The organism is Thermosipho affectus (assembly GCF_001990485.1).
GTDB classification, from domain to species: Bacteria; Thermotogota; Thermotogae; order Thermotogales; family Fervidobacteriaceae; genus Thermosipho; species Thermosipho affectus.
Genome location: NZ_LBFC01000022.1, coordinates 103,518 through 120,628, shown reverse-complemented (window position 1 = coordinate 120,628; position 17,111 = coordinate 103,518). Strand labels below are relative to the sequence as shown.

The 17,111-nt window shown below is 31.9% G+C and carries 18 protein-coding genes and 1 tRNA gene; 6 read left to right on the top strand and 13 right to left on the bottom strand.

The window, feature by feature from the left end:
• Positions 1 to 164: 164 nt before the first annotated feature.
• The 13 genes from mnmE to XJ44_RS07390 form a co-directional block, all read right to left on the bottom strand.
• A complete protein-coding gene (gene mnmE, locus XJ44_RS07450; protein ID WP_077198580.1) occupies positions 165 to 1,490 on the bottom strand; it encodes a tRNA uridine-5-carboxymethylaminomethyl(34) synthesis GTPase MnmE in 1,326 nt (441 codons plus the stop codon).
• A gap of 12 nt (positions 1,491 to 1,502) precedes the next feature.
• Positions 1,503 to 2,129, bottom strand: coding sequence for a 16S rRNA (guanine(527)-N(7))-methyltransferase RsmG (rsmG, locus tag XJ44_RS07445; protein WP_077198579.1), 627 nt, complete (start codon positions 2,127 to 2,129; stop codon positions 1,503 to 1,505).
• Positions 2,126 to 2,851 (bottom strand): WecB/TagA/CpsF family glycosyltransferase, encoded by a 726-nt coding sequence (locus tag XJ44_RS07440; protein WP_332881323.1) that lies wholly within the window; start codon positions 2,849 to 2,851, stop codon positions 2,126 to 2,128. Before XJ44_RS07440 ends, rsmG begins: the two co-directional genes overlap by 4 nt.
• Before the next feature lie 43 nt (positions 2,852 to 2,894).
• A tRNA-Leu gene (locus tag XJ44_RS07435) sits at positions 2,895 to 2,979 on the bottom strand.
• 19 nt (positions 2,980 to 2,998) lie between these two features.
• Positions 2,999 to 4,159, bottom strand: coding sequence for a type III PLP-dependent enzyme (locus XJ44_RS07430; RefSeq protein ID WP_077287834.1), 1,161 nt, complete (start codon positions 4,157 to 4,159; stop codon positions 2,999 to 3,001).
• 114 nt (positions 4,160 to 4,273) lie between these two features.
• Positions 4,274 to 5,398: a CD0519/CD1768 family membrane protein gene (locus XJ44_RS07425; protein ID WP_075666350.1), complete on the bottom strand. Its 1,125-nt coding sequence runs from the start codon at positions 5,396 to 5,398 to the stop codon at positions 4,274 to 4,276.
• Positions 5,399 to 5,412: 14 nt separating this feature from the next.
• Positions 5,413 to 5,760, bottom strand: a complete 348-nt coding sequence (locus XJ44_RS07420) for a hypothetical protein (RefSeq protein ID WP_233119539.1) — start codon at positions 5,758 to 5,760, stop codon at positions 5,413 to 5,415.
• A gap of 124 nt (positions 5,761 to 5,884) precedes the next feature.
• A complete protein-coding gene (locus XJ44_RS07415; protein WP_077198576.1) occupies positions 5,885 to 6,799 on the bottom strand; it encodes an SPFH domain-containing protein in 915 nt (304 codons plus the stop codon).
• Entirely contained in the window at positions 6,799 to 7,203 is a 405-nt protein-coding gene (locus XJ44_RS07410) for an NfeD family protein (RefSeq protein WP_158071832.1), read from the bottom strand. Before XJ44_RS07410 ends, XJ44_RS07415 begins: the two co-directional genes overlap by 1 nt.
• A 41-nt stretch (positions 7,204 to 7,244) precedes the next feature.
• Positions 7,245 to 8,051: an HD-GYP domain-containing protein gene (locus XJ44_RS07405; RefSeq protein ID WP_077198575.1), complete on the bottom strand. Its 807-nt coding sequence runs from the start codon at positions 8,049 to 8,051 to the stop codon at positions 7,245 to 7,247.
• A gap of 4 nt (positions 8,052 to 8,055) precedes the next feature.
• Complete coding sequence (gene thrS, locus XJ44_RS07400) at positions 8,056 to 9,966, bottom strand: threonine--tRNA ligase (RefSeq protein WP_077198574.1); 1,911 nt, start codon at positions 9,964 to 9,966, stop codon at positions 8,056 to 8,058.
• 12 nt (positions 9,967 to 9,978) lie between these two features.
• Positions 9,979 to 10,383, bottom strand: coding sequence for a hypothetical protein (locus XJ44_RS07395; protein WP_077198573.1), 405 nt, complete (start codon positions 10,381 to 10,383; stop codon positions 9,979 to 9,981).
• Positions 10,380 to 10,922, bottom strand: a complete 543-nt coding sequence (locus tag XJ44_RS07390) for an HD domain-containing protein (protein WP_077198572.1) — start codon at positions 10,920 to 10,922, stop codon at positions 10,380 to 10,382. The genes XJ44_RS07395 and XJ44_RS07390 overlap by 4 nt, the downstream gene beginning before the upstream one ends.
• A 148-nt stretch (positions 10,923 to 11,070) precedes the next feature.
• Here XJ44_RS07390 and thrC point away from each other — a divergent pair, with 148 nt between their 5' ends.
• The 6 genes from thrC to XJ44_RS07360 are packed head-to-tail and all read left to right on the top strand — an operon-like array spanning position 11,071 to position 17,079.
• On the top strand, positions 11,071 to 12,288 hold the full coding sequence (gene thrC, locus XJ44_RS07385) for a threonine synthase (protein ID WP_077198571.1): 1,218 nt from the start codon (positions 11,071 to 11,073) through the stop codon (positions 12,286 to 12,288).
• Positions 12,285 to 12,740: a (2Fe-2S)-binding protein gene (locus XJ44_RS07380; RefSeq protein WP_075666341.1), complete on the top strand. Its 456-nt coding sequence runs from the start codon at positions 12,285 to 12,287 to the stop codon at positions 12,738 to 12,740. The genes thrC and XJ44_RS07380 overlap by 4 nt, the downstream gene beginning before the upstream one ends.
• On the top strand, positions 12,733 to 13,575 hold the full coding sequence (locus tag XJ44_RS07375; protein ID WP_075666340.1) for an FAD binding domain-containing protein: 843 nt from the start codon (positions 12,733 to 12,735) through the stop codon (positions 13,573 to 13,575). The genes XJ44_RS07380 and XJ44_RS07375 overlap by 8 nt, the downstream gene beginning before the upstream one ends.
• Complete coding sequence (locus XJ44_RS07370; RefSeq protein ID WP_077198570.1) at positions 13,572 to 14,339, top strand: FAD binding domain-containing protein; 768 nt, start codon at positions 13,572 to 13,574, stop codon at positions 14,337 to 14,339. The genes XJ44_RS07375 and XJ44_RS07370 overlap by 4 nt, the downstream gene beginning before the upstream one ends.
• Positions 14,336 to 14,782 (top strand): (2Fe-2S)-binding protein, encoded by a 447-nt coding sequence (locus XJ44_RS07365; RefSeq protein ID WP_075666338.1) that lies wholly within the window; start codon positions 14,336 to 14,338, stop codon positions 14,780 to 14,782. Before XJ44_RS07370 ends, XJ44_RS07365 begins: the two co-directional genes overlap by 4 nt.
• The gene (locus tag XJ44_RS07360) at positions 14,779 to 17,079 is read left to right on the top strand and encodes a xanthine dehydrogenase family protein molybdopterin-binding subunit (RefSeq protein ID WP_077198569.1); all 2,301 of its coding nucleotides are present in this window, start codon (positions 14,779 to 14,781) and stop codon (positions 17,077 to 17,079) included. The genes XJ44_RS07365 and XJ44_RS07360 overlap by 4 nt, the downstream gene beginning before the upstream one ends.
• Positions 17,080 to 17,111: the final 32 nt, after the last annotated feature.

The following is a 17,111-nucleotide window of genomic DNA, read 5'->3' as shown; positions in this document are numbered from 1 at the left end:
AAAAGTTTTAATTAATTATTAACACAAATGGTTCATAATAGAAACTTTGGTCTGACTAACTTTGTAACATAACTCGTGTATTATTTTAATTAGAGAAACCCCCTATCCCCCTTGAGATACACCCCCCACAGCTTTGAGCGGGCCAAAAAAAGGCCCGTGTTTTTTTATTTTCCAACACAGAAATTTGAAAAAATATTATCCAACAAATCATCCGTAAACCTTTTTCCTAGTAATGTATCAAGTTCTTCTAAAGCCTTTCTTAAATCAAAAGATATAATATCCAATTCAAAACCTTCTTCTAAACTTTTAACCGCACGTTCCAGATATAAATTAACTCTTTCCAATATTTCTACTTGTCTTTGAGTTGTTATATGCGATGAAGTACCACTTTTCACTATATCTTTTACTTTTGACATTATTTTATTTTCAAGATTTCTTAATCCCTCTCCAGTAAGAGCACTTATTTTCACTTCGTCTTCAAATTTCTTGTTAATTTTCAAACTACTATCACATTTATTCCAAATAGGAATAAAATTATTATTTTCTATCTCTTTTAATATGAACTCATCTTCTTTCGTAAATCCGGTACTAGCATCTAATACGAAAAGTACTATATCAGCTTTTTTCATTTCCCTTAGACTTCTATCAATTCCAATTTTTTCCACGATATCTTCTGTCTCTCTAATACCAGCTGTATCTACAATGATAAATCTCACACCATTAATATCGATTTCACCTTTTATCACATCTCGTGTAGTTCCTGGGATATCGGTAACAATCGCCCTATCCTCTAAGAGCAACCTATTTAATAAAGTGGACTTTCCAGAATTTGGTTTTCCAATAATCGTCATAACAATTCCATCGTTTAACATTAGAGCTTTTTTGCTATTTGTTACCTTGTTATCTATTTCATTTTTTATTCTAAAAATCTCTTTTACTATGTTTTTCGTATCAATTTCTATGTCATCTGGATAATCAACTGTTACTTCTATTTCAGATAAAATATTCAAAATCTCCCTACGATAGTATTCTATCTCTTCATTAAGCCCTCCCTTTAAATTTTGCAAAGACATTTTTAATGAAATCTCGCTTTTTGCTTCTATTATTTGATATATGGCTTCTGCTTGAACAAGCGAAATTTTTCCATTCAAAAATGCCCTCTTTGTGAACTCTCCACGTTCTGCAAGGCGTGCTCCACTCGACAAAACAGTTTCCAATATTTTACGAGTAACAATAACTCCACCGTGGGCATATATTTCAACTAAATCATTTCCCGTATAACTTTTTGGTGATTTGAAAAATACAACATTAACTTGATCAATAATTTCATTTTCAAAATATATGTAGGTACTGTAAACCATTCTATGTTTTATTTCATCTAAATTCGTAAGTTTTTTTATAATTTCATAACTTTTTGGGCCATCTATTCTTATAACAGATATAGCCCCCGTTCCATAAGGTGATGAAATTGCCGAAATTGTATCGTACATATACAATCCTCCCTACAAAGGACTCTTTAAAATTTTATTATACCTTCTTGGAAACTTGTCTACACTTTCCTTCTTTTCAAAAATAAGTAAAACCCTATTTTTATTCAAAATGTTATATTCAACAATTTCAGTCAATTCTACCTTTAAAACCTCAATTGCATTCTTTGCATTCTCTAATTCTTTAAGATATTCTCTACCTTTATACAAAAAAACTCTTCCGCCAACTTTCGCAAATGGTACGGTAAGTTCTAAAATAACCCTCAACTCCGCAACTGCTCTTGAAAAAACGTTATCAAAAGTTCCTTTCAAATTTTTTTGTTCTTCAATTCTTCCATGTAAAAATTCCAAATTATTTATCCCAAGCATTCTACAGGTATTTCTGATATAATCAACCTTTTTCCTAGAAGCATCAACTAATAGTCCTTTCATGTGTTTAAATGCAATACCAATAAAAACTCCTGGAACTCCCCCACCAGTCCCAACATCTAAAAAATTCCCTTCTAATTTAATTTTCTCTAAAGGAATTAAACTATCTAGCGCAAGCAGGTAATAGGCAAGATTTTCATCCTTTATCGCAGTAAGATTAAACGGCGCATTAACAATTCTTTTAATGTATTCTCTTATAACATTTTCTTTCATCTTATCTTTCCTCTTAATACTAAAAATGTGTATTTTATAATCTCAATAGGAATATGTCGTTTTTTTATAGGTGATTGTAACCATCTATAAAACCATTCCAATTTCATCTTTTGAAAAAAACTGGGGGCTCTCTTTTTTGTTCCAGAAATAACATCAAAACTTCCACCAACACCCATGGCCAACTTGAAAGGAAGAAAAAAATTATTATATATCCACTCCTCCTGCTTTGGCACACCCATTCCTACAAACAAAAGTTCTGGCTTTAAAGCTTCTATCTCTTCTAGCGGTGTAAAATCATTTTCGGAAAAATATCCATGATAATACCCAACGATATTTACTCCTTCCTCTCTTAGTCTTTTTGCCGCTTCTTCCACAACCTTTGTTCTCGAACCAAGCAAATATACTTTCCAATTGTACTCTTTTGCTTTTCTACACAAATACAACATTGTATCTATACCGGTAATTCTATCCGTTAAGATATTTCTATTTCTCTTTAATGCCCATACTATTCCAGAACCATCTGGTATAATATAATTTGCTTTTTCGACTATTTTTCTATAATAACTATCCTTTAATGTACGCAAAAGTATAGAGGCATTCAAAGTAACAACAAAAGTCTTCTGACCGTCATTTATACTTTTTACTATTTTTTTTCTTACTTCTTCTTCCTTTCCAATAGTTAATTTCAATTGTGAAAAATTCACTACTTCCACATCTTCCACCTTTCTATTTTTTCAAATACAAAAAATCCCGGAAACCCGGGACTGGTGCCGAGGGCGGGATTTGAACCCGCACGGGAGAACCCACATGATCCTGAGTCATGCGCGTCTGCCAATTCCGCCACCTCGGCTCAACCACATATTATTATATCACACTTCTTCTACCATTTCTTCTTTAACAAACAACTTTTCAAAAATTATTTTCGGCGATTGTATTCCATTGAAATTTGTGCTGTATTCTGTTGTATATGCCCCTGTATTGTACAATACTAACAAATCATCCATAGTAGTACTTTCAGGAAGTTCTATATCATAGTACATTACATCTACACTGTCGCAAGTAGGTCCTGCAAGGACAAAAGAACATTTACTCTCTCTTTCCTTTCCTATAACTTCAACTTCATACTTTATATTTTGAATTGTTTCAGTTAAACCATGAAAAACTCCTGCATCCGTATAAACCCAATTTTCGTCTCCTTTTTTACTCCTAAGTATCACACTAGTTACCATTGCTCCAGCATTCCCGACCATAGAACGTCCCGGTTCTAAAACTACTAAGGTGTCTTCCCCTATATATTCAACAATTGATTTATTTATAACGTCACAAATTTCTTCAATTTGCGGTATTTCTTTTGAATACTTCACCGGCATTCCCCCACCGGTGTTTACCATATACATATCTATTCCCATTCTTTTTGCCTCTTCAAATATTACGGATACTTCTCTAATAGCCACTTGCCAATTATCAGGTCTATAGTTTTGGGAACCCACGTGAAAACTAACTCCAATGGGATTTAACCCTAACTTACTTGCATATTTTACTAACTTTATTGCATGATCAACGCTTGTTCCAAACTTTCTTGTAAGTGGCCAATCTGCATCATCTTCCATACCATTAGTACTTATTCTAACGTATATATCTGAACTTGGCGCATTACTTGCTATTTTTTCAAGTTCCATTTCACTATCTACCGCAAACATTCTTATTCCATTTTCATATGCAAAAACAATATCTGATGCTTTTTTAATAGTATTTCCAAAACTCATTCTATGTGGTTCCACACCTAAAGACAGTAATTTTTCTATCTCAGGTTTAGACGCCACATCAAAATAGCTACCTAAATCTCTTAAAAGCTTTAGAATTTCTACATGGGAGTTGGCTTTAACAGCATAGTAAATTCTAGAGTTTTTAACATTTTTAACTAATTTTTCGTAATTTTCCTTAATCACATCTAGATCCATTACTAAAACAGGTGTTCCAAAGTTTTTTGCAAGTTTTTTTAACTTTTTATTAATCAATTCTTTAGTCACTTACCCCACTCCCTTCCTGTTAAAATCTAAATAAATAATAAAACAATTAATGCTACATTAAAACGTTTATTATTTTAACATTTCACTACAAAAGGTTACAATTCAGGAGTGAGGTTACATGAACAAATACATTAAATGTGCTACTATCCCAGCAACTAATCCCCCAACAGTATGCGAAAGAATAGCTTTTCCAGTAAGGTGCCTGTATCCCAATTCATCCATCATAGCAATATGTGTACTTAGATATCCACTCCAAGTCATTCCCATAGCGGTAAAAACGGCAATATCATTTGGTGTTACAATATTCATATCAATAAACTTAGGTATAAGTGCCAACGCTGCTCCTGTAGAACCAAGAGATGTTAATGGAAAGGCAATTAATTCTGGACTTGAAAAACCAAAAAGCCATTTCAAGATAACAAATATCTTCTTACCAATATAAGGTAAAATGGGTATTCCTTCATATGCAAGACCCTGGTACCCTATGCTTGGATCTTTTGGACCAAAGGTTATAATCATAACAAAAGTACTTATCACAAGTACTCCAGGTATAATTCCAATTCCTATATCTACACCACTTTTCCCCCCATCAAGGAGTGCTTCCAAAAATCTTTCCATAATACTACCATGCCTTGAGCTACTATAGTATTTTTCAGAAACAAATTTTTCATTTGAGGAATTACCCAATTCCCTCTTTGTATAAAAAGAAAATATCCTTACACTTGTAACACTCCCAACTAAAGCACCTATATTTCCAATTAAGACTGCAGGAAAAAGATTAATTCCCATACGTACACCCTGAGCTACCATAAAAGTTGAAACAATTAATCCCATCCCAAACGATGTGCCAAGGTTACACAAAAGAGGCTGTTGCCATTTCTCAAAATTTTTCATAAATCTTTTATCTTTAGCAAGAGCTATAATAGCAGGATTATCTGAAAAGTAAGTTGTTAAAATACCCATTGCAGCAACTCCAGGAAGATTATAAAGAGGTTTTATAAAAGGCTTTAAAAGTACATCAATTAAATCTGCAACTCCAAATTCAAACAAAAGCCCGGAAAAAGCCCCCGTTATTACAGCAATTGACATTATAAAAAAGACAGTATTTATTAACAAATCATGTGCAGTGAGCATTAACGTTTTAAAAAAATTAGAAACTCCCATGTAGGAGTTTACAAATATAAAGAGTAATATTAAAATTCCTAAAAAAACTAAAGCTTCTGCCCTAATTTTTTTCACAATTATCCCCTTTCTCAGTCCAATTTTAGAAAAATCAAAATCACTCCAACTAATAAAGATATAACACCTACCAACATAGCATGCAAGGACTGAGAAATGGCATATGAAGCTATTAAAATCACCAAAAGCTTAAAAAAGCTCCCTATAATCCTTTTACGGACTCTTTTAATGGAAAAAAGCGAATATTCAAATCTGTCTTTTCCAAGTGCAAGTACTAATATTCTAAACCTAACATCAATAGAGTAAATTTCACGTATAATTCTATATATTTGATATAAAGTAGAAATAAGTAAAAAAAACAAAAAGCACAATATTCCAGATGGTATAAAATACCATCCAAGGATTCCAAATCCAAGAACCATTATCTCATTAAAAAATCTAAATGTGTTATATTTAAAAAATGAATTCGAAATAACTATAAAAAACACAGTCAAAACAGAAATCAGGAGCCCCAAGGCTCCTGAGATCAAAGAAATTAAAAAGGCATTAATCATTATTATCTTCACCGCCATTTTTGAACATTTCAGAAATAGTACCTATACTTCCCAAAATTCCCGAAACTTCTACTGGTAAGAATATTTTAGTAGCATTACCATTTGCAACTTCTTTTAACGTTTCAAGATATCTAATTGCTATAACATCATTTGTTGGTTTTCCTTCATGTATAGATTTAAAAATGTACATTATAGCTTCTCCTTGCCCTTGTGCTTCAGCAATTAATTTATATTTATTCGCTTCTGCTACCTTCTTAATAGCTTCTGCCTCACCTTCTGATTTTAAAATTGCCGCTTGTTTTTGACCTTCTGCTTTTAAAATTTCAGACTGTCTTATTCCTTCTGCTTCAAGAATTGCAGCCCTCTTAGTCCTTTCAGCTTTCATTTGTTTGCTCATTGCTTCCATAATATCTTTTGGTGGATCTATTTTCTTTATTTCTACTCTTGTAATACGAATTCCCCATTTATCTGTTGCCTCATCAAGTACTGTACGAAGTTTTGTGTTAATTCGTTCTCTTGAAGTTAAAGTCTGATCCAATTCTAACTCACCAATAACGTTTCTTAAATTAGTTTGCGCAAGTTTTATAGTCGCAAATTCAAAATTACTTACGTTATAAACTGCCTTGTATGCATCGGTAATTTCGTAATATATAACCGCATCTACCGTTACAACCACATTATCCTTTGTAATAACCTCTTGGGGTGGTACATCAATTACGTGTTCCCTTAAATCTACCTTTATCATCCTATCAAAAAATGGAATTATAAAATGTATACCCGCTTTTAATTCTTTTTTAAATTTTCCCAATCTTTCCACTAATCCTCTTTCATATGGCCTAACAATCTTTATACCAGATAAAGCTACTATAAACAAGAAAAATATAAAAATCAAAAATAACAAGTACATCAATCTCCCCCCTCATTTTCCAGTTTTGTCACAACCAAATGAGCTCCTTCTACCTTTAAAATTTTCACATATTTTCCCTTTTCGATTATTTCATCTTCTTTTGAAAAAGCCCTCCAAGTATCTCCATTAACCTTAATAATCCCTTTACCAGATTTATTATCAATATCTTCTAAAACTAAAGCCTTCTTTCCAATAATATCATCAATATTTATTTTCCTTGTTTGTTCTCCCGTTATCTTATCCACAAGAGGTCTTGTAAAAACAACCAATATCCCAGAAACTACTATAAACACGACAAGCTCCCAAATCGTATTTCCAATAAAATAAGCAACTAAAGATGATACTAAAGCCCCTACTCCAAACCAAAATATAAAAAATGTTGGTATTAAAATCTCCATTACCATTAAAATCAGACCCAATACAATCCAAAATACAACTGGATTAATTATACCACCCCCTCACTTTTCAAAAATTCTTCAAATTTTTCAACTAAATCAGGATCAAAGTATTTTCCAGACAATTTTTTAATTAATTCCAAAGCCTCTTTTGGCGTCTTTAATGAAGCCTCCCACTCAGACGAAATAAAATGAGTTGTCTCATCAAAAAAATCAATTATTGCGATAACACGTGCATAAAATGGTATCTGTTTACCAAATAATCCATCGGGAAATCCTTTTCCATCCCACCGCTCATGATGATATCTAACAGTGGGTATATATTCCCACAAAACGTCAAACATTGAAAGAAAAATACTTCCCATTATAGTGTGATCTTGATAATTTTCTTCAAAAAGACTTATTCTTGTTGGCGAATACAGCATCACCTGTTCCAAGCTTATTTTCCCAACATCATGTAAATAAGCATGCCTTACAAATTTTCTTAATTCTTTTTCATCCATTCCTAAAAATTTTCCAAATTTTTCCGCAAGTTTTGAAACTCTTTGCGTATGGCTAAAACCTTCTTCATCTTCTACTTCACTTAAAACTATAATATTTACCAATAAATTGACAATAATCTCTTCTGCCTTTTCTTTTGTTAATATATTTAAATGCCCCTTCAATACCTTTTCCATAACAATAGGAATTAACTCATAATAATTTTCATCATCCACAATTTCAAATAATACTTTGTTATCCTTTTCTATTTTCAGAAATTTTTCTTCTTTAAATACATTTACCCTTTTTTCTCCCTTTTTAAAACCTATTTCACTTTTATATTTTTTTACATATTTTAACAATTTTTCATTAATCAAATTCTCACCTTCTATCTTTTATCATATTCTTTATATTTTCAATAAATTCGTCTATTAATATATCTTTTTGCTCACTTCCATCTCTTTTTCTAATACTAATTTTACCACTTTCCGCCTCTTTTTCTCCTACAATAATCATGTATGGTATTTTATTTATTTGAGCATCTCGTATTTTGTAACCCAAAGTCTCATTTCTATCATCTAATGATACTCTAATATTATTATTTTCAAGTATCTTATAAATTTCTTCTGCATAATCAACAAACTTATCGGAAACCGGCAATATAATCACTTGAATTGGTGAAAGCCACAAAGGAAACGCACCTGCAAAGTGCTCAATTAATATTCCAAAAAATCTTTCCAAAGAACCGTATTTAGCAGTATGTATCATAACAGGTCTTTTCTCGCTGCCATCTTTATCAACATAACTAATTTCAAACCTTTCAGGCATTTGAAAGTCCAATTGTATAGTTGCACATTGCCACTCTCTTCCTAAGGAATCTTTTACGTGAAAATCAACTTTTGGACCGTAAAAAGCACCTTCACCTTCTGCTATATCAAAGTTAAGATTTATATCCTCTAAAACTTTTTTCAAAGCATCAGTTGCTTTATTCCAAGTTTCCTCATCTCCCATGTGATCTTCTGGCATTGTACTTAAAGTTGCTCTATATGAAAATCCAAATGGTTTGTACAATTCATCTATTAATTTAACTACTTTACTAACTTCTTCTTCTATTTGATCTTGTCTACAGAATATATGTGCATCATCCTGAGTAAATGCTCTTACCCTTAAAAGTCCGTGCAATACTCCACTTCTTTCATATCTATGAACCTTCCCAAACTCAAATAACCTAATAGGTAAATCTCTATAAGAAACTACATCGTTTTTGTAAATTAAAATATGTCCAGGACAATTCATAGGTTTTATTGCATATTCTATTTCTTCTTTTTCCGTAAAATACATATTTTCCTTATAGTGATCCCAATGACCACTTTGATGCCAGAGCTTAACATTCATAACTAATGGAGTTATCACTTCAGTATAACCATATTTTTTATGTAATTCTCGCGAAAAATTCATTAACTCATTTAAAATAGTTGCACCTTTTGGCAAAAAGATGGGCATTCCGGCTGCAACTTCACTATTTATAAAAAACAACCCCAACTTAGGTCCCAGTTTTCTGTGATCTCTCTTCTTGGCTTCTTCAATCATTCTTAAGTAATTATCAAGTTCTTCTTTTGAAGCAAAAGATGTTCCATATATCCTTTGGAGCATTGGATTTTTTTCACTACCTCTCCAATATGCGCCAGATACTGAAAGCAATTTAAAATGCTTTATCATTCCAGTCCTTGGCAAATGAGGTCCTCTACACAAATCAACAAATTCCCCCTGCTTATAAAAACTAACCTTTTTATCCTCAATTTCTTTTATTAATTCTACCTTGTAAATTTGTCCCTTACTTTTCATTAATTTAATTGCCTCATCTTTTGGAAGTTCAAACCTTTCAATTGGCAAATCTTCTTTTATTATTTTCTTCATTTCTTTTTCAATTTTTTCCAAATCTTCTTCTTTAATAGTAGCGTTTACAATATCAAAATCATAATAAAATCCATTTTCAATGGTTGGACCAATGCCCAACCTCACATTTTCAGCACCGTATATCCTCATAACCGCTTGTGCCAAAATATGTGACATTGTATGTCTGTATATTTCAGGTGCTTCTTCATCTTTTTTTGTAATTATTTTCAATTCACAGTCAAATTCAATGGGTCTATTCAAATCCCACAATTTCCCATTAACCAACGCACCTACTGCGTTTCTAAATAACCCCTCACTAATATTCTTTGCTATCTCCCCTGGTGTAATACCACTATTAAACTCTTTTATACTGCCATCTGGGAAAGTAACCCTCATAAATAATACCTCCTATCTATACTCTATTATTTTCTTTTTTAACAAATAAAAATTAAAACCAAAAGCAATTAATATGGAAATAATAAAAACTATATTCCTTTCAACAAAAATTCTAATACCAAAATAAACAACACTCTCCAATAACGAAAGCACCCATAATTTCAAAAAATTATCCCTAAATGATTCCAAGAACAAAATAAAAAAGATTATAAGTATGTTAATTATTCCAAACTCCTTAAATACAACAAAGGAATATAAACTCAAAAAAACAACATATCTCAAAGCTTTCTCAAAACTAAAATCAACTACAGATTCCAAAAAGAAAAACAAAGGGAATAATACAAAAAGATCGCTAAAAGTTAAATCAAAACTTATAAATAAAACTGGAAGCGTCCACAAAACTATTCTTAAAATCATAGACCAAGCTCCTTGGAAATTTCTTTCATAGCTTCCAAAGACTTTTCAAAAAATTCTTCAAGTTCCATTCCAAATTCCTCACAACTTTTCATTTGTTCCCTATTTGCTCCTTTTGCAAATGATTTTTCTTTAAACCTTTTTAATAAAAATTTAACATCCACAGGCTCTAACTTCTTTTCCGGTCTAATAAGAGCTGATGCAACGATAAAGCCAGTGGTTGGATCAGTTGCATAAATTACCTTTTCCATAAGTGTTTCCCTTCTTTTTTTACCACAATGTGCTAAAATTGCATTTTTTATACTATCACTTACACTATCTCCCAATATTTCTACTGTTTTCAATCCATGGAGTGCAGGATCATTTTTTGTGTATTCATAATCTAAATCGTGAAGAAGTCCCGCAATTCCCCACTCCTCTTCATCTTCGTTAAAATGCTTTGCAAATTTTCGCATTAACGCCTCTGTGGCAATACAATGTTTTATAAGATTTTTTGTTTTTATGTGTTCTGTTAATAATTCAAACGCCTCGTTTCTATTCATTCTTACACCTCCATATTTATAGTATATCACAAACCACACTCTATTATACTTGAAAATAACCTAACAAATTAATTTTTCTTTAGTTTTTACTTTTTTTATTTTTTAACCACATAAAAGTATAATCTAAAAAAAAATAAGGAGGAATTTTATGTGCAATACGTATAAGTTAAGATGCATAACATGTGGTAAGTTGTTTGAACCATCACCAACTCTGTATACATGTGACAAATGTGGCCCAAGGTATGGCACAATTGAAGTAGTATATGACTACGATAAAATAAAATTAAAGAAAAGTCAATTTAACAAATGCGGCGATATTTCACAGTTTAAAGCTATTCTTCCCATAAAAGAATATCCCATTAGACAAAAAGTTGGAAATACACCTCTCCTCTCTTTCAAAAACTTTTATGGAGTTAAAAATGTAATCTTCAAATATGATGGAACCAACCCAACAGGATCATACAAAGATCGAGCAACAGCTATTGCAATTTCAAAAGCATATGAATATAACTTTGACACAATTTATTGTGCATCAACTGGGAATGCCGCAAGTTCACTTGCTGGACTAACAACTACCACTAAACTTAAAACTTTCATTTTTGTTCCATCAAATATACCGATTGCAAAACTTGCACAACTAGTAGTATACGGTGCAAATATATTAAAAATTGATGGAAATTACGATACAGCTTTTGATATTTCAATGAAAATTGGAAGTAAATTAAACTGGTATTCGAGAAATTCAGCAATTAATCCTTACCTTTTAGAAGGCAAAAAAACAGGAGCAATGGAACTTATAGTTCAATTAGATTTCAATGTGCCAGATGTTGTCTTTGTAAGTGTAGGAGACGGAACTGTGATTAGTGGAATTTTCAAAGGATTTTACGATTTTTACAAATTAAACCTAACAAATAAAATACCAAAGATAATTGGTGTTCAAGCAGAAGGTGCAGACGCTGTAGCAAAAACGTTTGAAAAAGGTAGACCATACACTCCGTTTGATATTCAACCAAATACAATTGCAGATAGTATCTCAGTTGGAAAGCCAAGAGACGTTATAAAAGCATGTAAATATGTTGAAAAAAGTAAAGGAAAATTCATTAGAGTATCAGACATAGAAATACAAAAAGCAATATTTGAGCTTGCACAAAAAACGGGGATTTTTGCAGAACCTGCTGGTGCAACCGCTTTTGCAGGATTCAAAAAAGCCTTAAGTCAAAAATTCATATCAAAAAATGAGTCTATTGCCATCTTTATAACTGGAAACGGATTAAAAGATGTAAATCCTATAAAAAATAATATAAAAATTAAAAAAATTCCTCCAAAATTAGAAGAAGTACTGAAATACATAGAGGTGATAAAATGAGGATAAAATTCAAACTCAATGGGAAAGAAGTAACAAAAGAAGTTGAAGTACATAAACGTGCCATTGATTTTTTACGTGATGATTTAAAAATAACATCAATTAAGGAAGGATGTGGTGAAGGTGAATGTGGTGCTTGTACAATAATTGTTAATGGAAAAACAGTTCATTCTTGCCTTATGCTCGCAGTAGAATTAGATGGGAAAGAGATAATAACCCTTGAAGGAGTAGAAGATTCTATTAAAATGGCTTTTGTAAAAGCTGGTGCAATTCAATGTGGATTTTGTACACCCGGATTTATCATTTCCACAAAATACCTTCTAGATAACAATCCCACTCCTAGCGAAGAAGAGATAAGAGACGCACTTGAAGGAAATCTCTGTAGATGCACAGGATATATAAAAATTATCGAAGCAGTAAAGATAGCTGCAAAAGGATGTGAGAATAATGATTAAAAATTATTACTCCCCCTCAACTTTAGATGAACTTCTAAAAATTAAAAATAACACAAATGGAGTGGTATTTTCAGGTGGAACAGATCTTTTTGTAAAAATGAGATACGGTATTATTAAACCTCAAACAGTTATAGACACAAAAAAAATTAAATCAGCTATAAAACTTGAAAATCGAAAATTAATAATTCCACTCAACACAACATACACAGATCTTTTGGAATTCTTAAAGAAAAACAAAACAAATTTATTTTTAGAAAAGATAATTAAACTTATTGGTTCTCCAATGATAAGAAATAGAGGCACGCCTATTGGTAATATCGCAAATGCTTCTCCCGCTGGTGATTTTATTCTTGCAACTTACCTATTAAATGGAAATATAATAATAAAACCAACAAATAGAATAATACCAATCGAAAATTTTATTTTAGGCCCTTCAAAAATCGATCTTGCACAAAATGAAATCATATACGCAATAGAAATAGATGTAAAAAATAATTACAAATTCTTCTTTGAAAAGGTGGGAAAAAGAAATGCTATGATAATTTCAATAGCAAGTATAGCTGTATTACTTAAAGAAAATAATGGGAAAATAGAAGATATTTCCATTTGTTTTGGTTCTGTATCTCCAACTATATTAAGAGATAAAAATATCGAAAGCAAAATAATTGGCGAAGAGTTTTCAATTGAGTTATTTAAATACCTTGCAAATGAGTTTGAAAAATTATCCAAACCAATTAATGATGTTAGAGCAAGTAAAAGTGAAAGAAAGAAACTTGTATACAACCTTACAATAAAAGCTTTTTATAACCTTAAAAATGAGGTGGTGAGTATATGATTTATTTTAAAGAATATTTAAAACCAAAAAATTTGCAAGAAGCTTACGAAGTATTAACATCAAAAAATGCAAAAATTATAGGTGGTGCTACTTTTCTAAAACTTTCAAACCAAAGTTTTGAAACAGCAATAGATTTAATAGATGCAAAACTTGATTTTATACGGGAAAGTGAAAATGAAATTGAAATAGGTGCAATGGTAACTTTATCCGAATTTGGAGATAATCCCATTATTTCGAATCTGTATAACGGATTTCTCAAAAACATAACCGAAAATATCTTGAGCTTTCAAATGCGTAATCTCATAACAGTTGGTGGTACTATCTTCCCAAAATTTGGCTTCTCAGATCTTATAACCGGACTATTAGTTTTAGAAACAGAAGTACATTTATACAAAAATGGAAAAATAAGACTAGAAGACTTTCTAAATACAAAAATTCAAAAAGATATACTTGAAAAAATAACAATTAAGAAAAAACCTCTGGCGGTCTCATTTAAAAATATCAAAAATTCAGAATATGATTTTTCAATAATAAACATAGCCGTTTCAAAATCGGAAAATGAAGTAAAAATTGCTGTAGGCGCAAGACCAGCAATGGCAGTTTTGATAACAAAAGATCTTAATTTCTTTGAAGATATTGACAAAGCCGTAGAATCCTTATTAAATAAAATCAAATTTTCCGATGACTTAAGAGCGTCAAAAATATACAGACAAAAAGTTTGTAAAGCGTTATTAAAAAGAGCTTTAAGGGAGGTTATACAATGAGAATAAAGTTAAAAGTAAATAATAAAACTGAAGAAATAGATATTGAACCACACGAAATATTACTCGATGTTTTAAGGAAATTGGGATATTACAGTGTAAGAAGAGGATGTGACACGGGAATGTGTGGTATTTGCACTGTTCTCTTTGATGGTAAACCTATTCCATCGTGTTCAGTTTTTGCAGCAAGGGCTGATGGTCACGAAATAACTACAGTTGAAGGACTTGAAGATGCAAAAGCTTTTGCAAAATTGTTATCAGAAGAAGGAGCAGACCAATGCGGTTATTGTAGCCCAGGTCTGATTTTAAATACTGTGTATCTCAAAAAAATTGGTGTTAAAGACCTAAACAAAGCAAAAATCAAACTCATAGGTAATCTTTGTAGATGTACAGGATATGAAAGTCAGCATAGAGCTATCACGAAATTTTTGGGGGTGACAAAATGAAAGAAGTTACAAAAAACATAATAAAAAAAGATGCTTTTGGATTAATGCTTGGAAAACCCGTCTATACGAACGATTTAGCTCCAAAAGATTCTTTAATAGTAAAAATTTTGCGAAGCCCCCATGCATTTGCAAAAATAAAACACATTGATATATCTGAAGCGGAAAAAATTGAGGGAATTGAATGTATATTAACATATAAAGATGTTCCAAAAAATCCAATAACACGAGCTGGACAAGGTCATCCTGAACCATCACCTCATGACTGGTATATATTAGATGAATATGTAAGATATGTAGGTGATGAAGTTGCTATTGTAGCTGGAAAAAATGAAAATGCCGTAACAAAAGCACTTAAAAAGATAAAAGTTGAATACGAAATTTTTGAACCTGTCCTTGATTTTGAAAAAGCCGAAGAACATTCATCTATAATACATCCAGAAAAAGAAGCACATTCTATGTTTGAAATAGGATTTAATGCACCGAAAAATATTGCAGCATCGTATGAAATGCAAATTGGAGATATAGAAGAAGAACTAAAAAAATGTGAAGTAGTTGTAAAAGAACGATTTTATACGCAAGCCCAAGCCCATGTTGCATTTGAACCACATTCAGCAACTTCTTACATTGATATGCACGGAAGACTTGTAATAATCAGCTCCACACAGGTCCCATTTCACGTTAGAAGAATAATATCTGAAGCTTTTGATATACCAATAAGAAATATAAGAGTAATTAAACCAAGAATTGGTGGCGGTTTTGGCGGAAAACAAGCAGTCCACGGTGAACCATTCGTAGCAGCTGTAACACTTAAAACTGGAAAACCAGCAAAATTAATATACACACGCCAAGAAGTTTTTGAATCCACTTATCGTAGACATTGTATGAGATTCGATGTAACCTTAGGTGCCACCAAAGATGGTAAGTTAAAAGTTATTGATATGGAGGGGCTTTCTGATACAGGAGCTTATGGCGAACACGCACTTACAACTTTCATGGTTGCTGGTTCAAAAACTCTTCCTCTATACAACAAAGTAAATGCTGTACGTTTTAAAGGAAAAGTTGTGTATACAAATACAGTACCAGCAGGTGCTTATAGAGGATATGGTGCTATTCAGGCAAATTTTGCATTAGAATCTGCTCTGGATATACTTTCTCAAAAACTTGGAATAGATCCAGTAGAACTTCGAAAAAAGAACATGATGAATGAAGGTGAAACATCTCCTATATTCAAAATTATGGGAGAAGGTCGTGAAGGTGCTGAAATGATAATAAAAAGTTGTAAACTTAATGAATGTATTGAAGAAGGAATGAAATTAATAGGTTGGAAAGAAAAATATCCAAGAATAAAAGTTTCTGAAACAAAAGTTCGTGGTGTAGGAATGGCTATAGCAATGCAAGGTTCTGGAATTGCTAATATTGATATGGCATCTGCCATATTAAAACTCAATGATGATGGCTCTTTTAATTTGCTTATTGGTGCAACAGACCTTGGAACAGGAAGTGATACAATTCTTGCACAGATGGCTGCAGAAATCTTAAATGTTTCAACTGAAAATATAATTGTGTATTCATCTGACACTGATTTAACACCATTTGACACGGGAGCATACGCATCAAGTACAACATATGTATCTGGTCATGCTGTACAACTTGCCGCAGAAAAAATGAAAAAATTAATAATTAAAGAAGGCGCTAAAAAACTTGAAATTCCAGAAGAAAAGGCAGATTTTGATGGTGAGTTTATATACGAAAAAGATGGTAATAAAAGGGTATCACTAAAAGAACTTGCCACAGTGCTATATTACACAGAAAACCAAAAACAACTTGTAGCAGACGCTTCTTATGTAGGCAAAGAATCTCCACCACCTTATATGGCAGGTTTTGCAGAAGTAGAAGTAGATATTGAAACAGGGAAGGTGAAACTTATAAACTACGTAGGTGTCGTAGATTGTGGAGTAACAATAAATCCAAATCTTGCAAAAGTACAAATAGAAGGTGGAATTGTGCAAGGTATAGGTATGGCACTATTTGAAGATGTAAAATACACTCAAAATGGAAAATTATTAACAAATAATTTAATGAATTATAAGATACCATCAAGAATGGACATTGGAAATATAATTGTAAAATTTGTCGAAAGTTATGAACCAAGTGGCCCCTTCGGTGCAAAATCAGTAGGTGAAATAGGTATTGACACTCCACCCGCAGCAATAGCTAACGCCATTTATAACGCTGTCGGCGTAAGAATTACACAACTCCCAATAACCCCAGAAAAGATACTAAATGCTATAAAATAAACACCACTGTGTAAAAACTTTAACAATAAGCT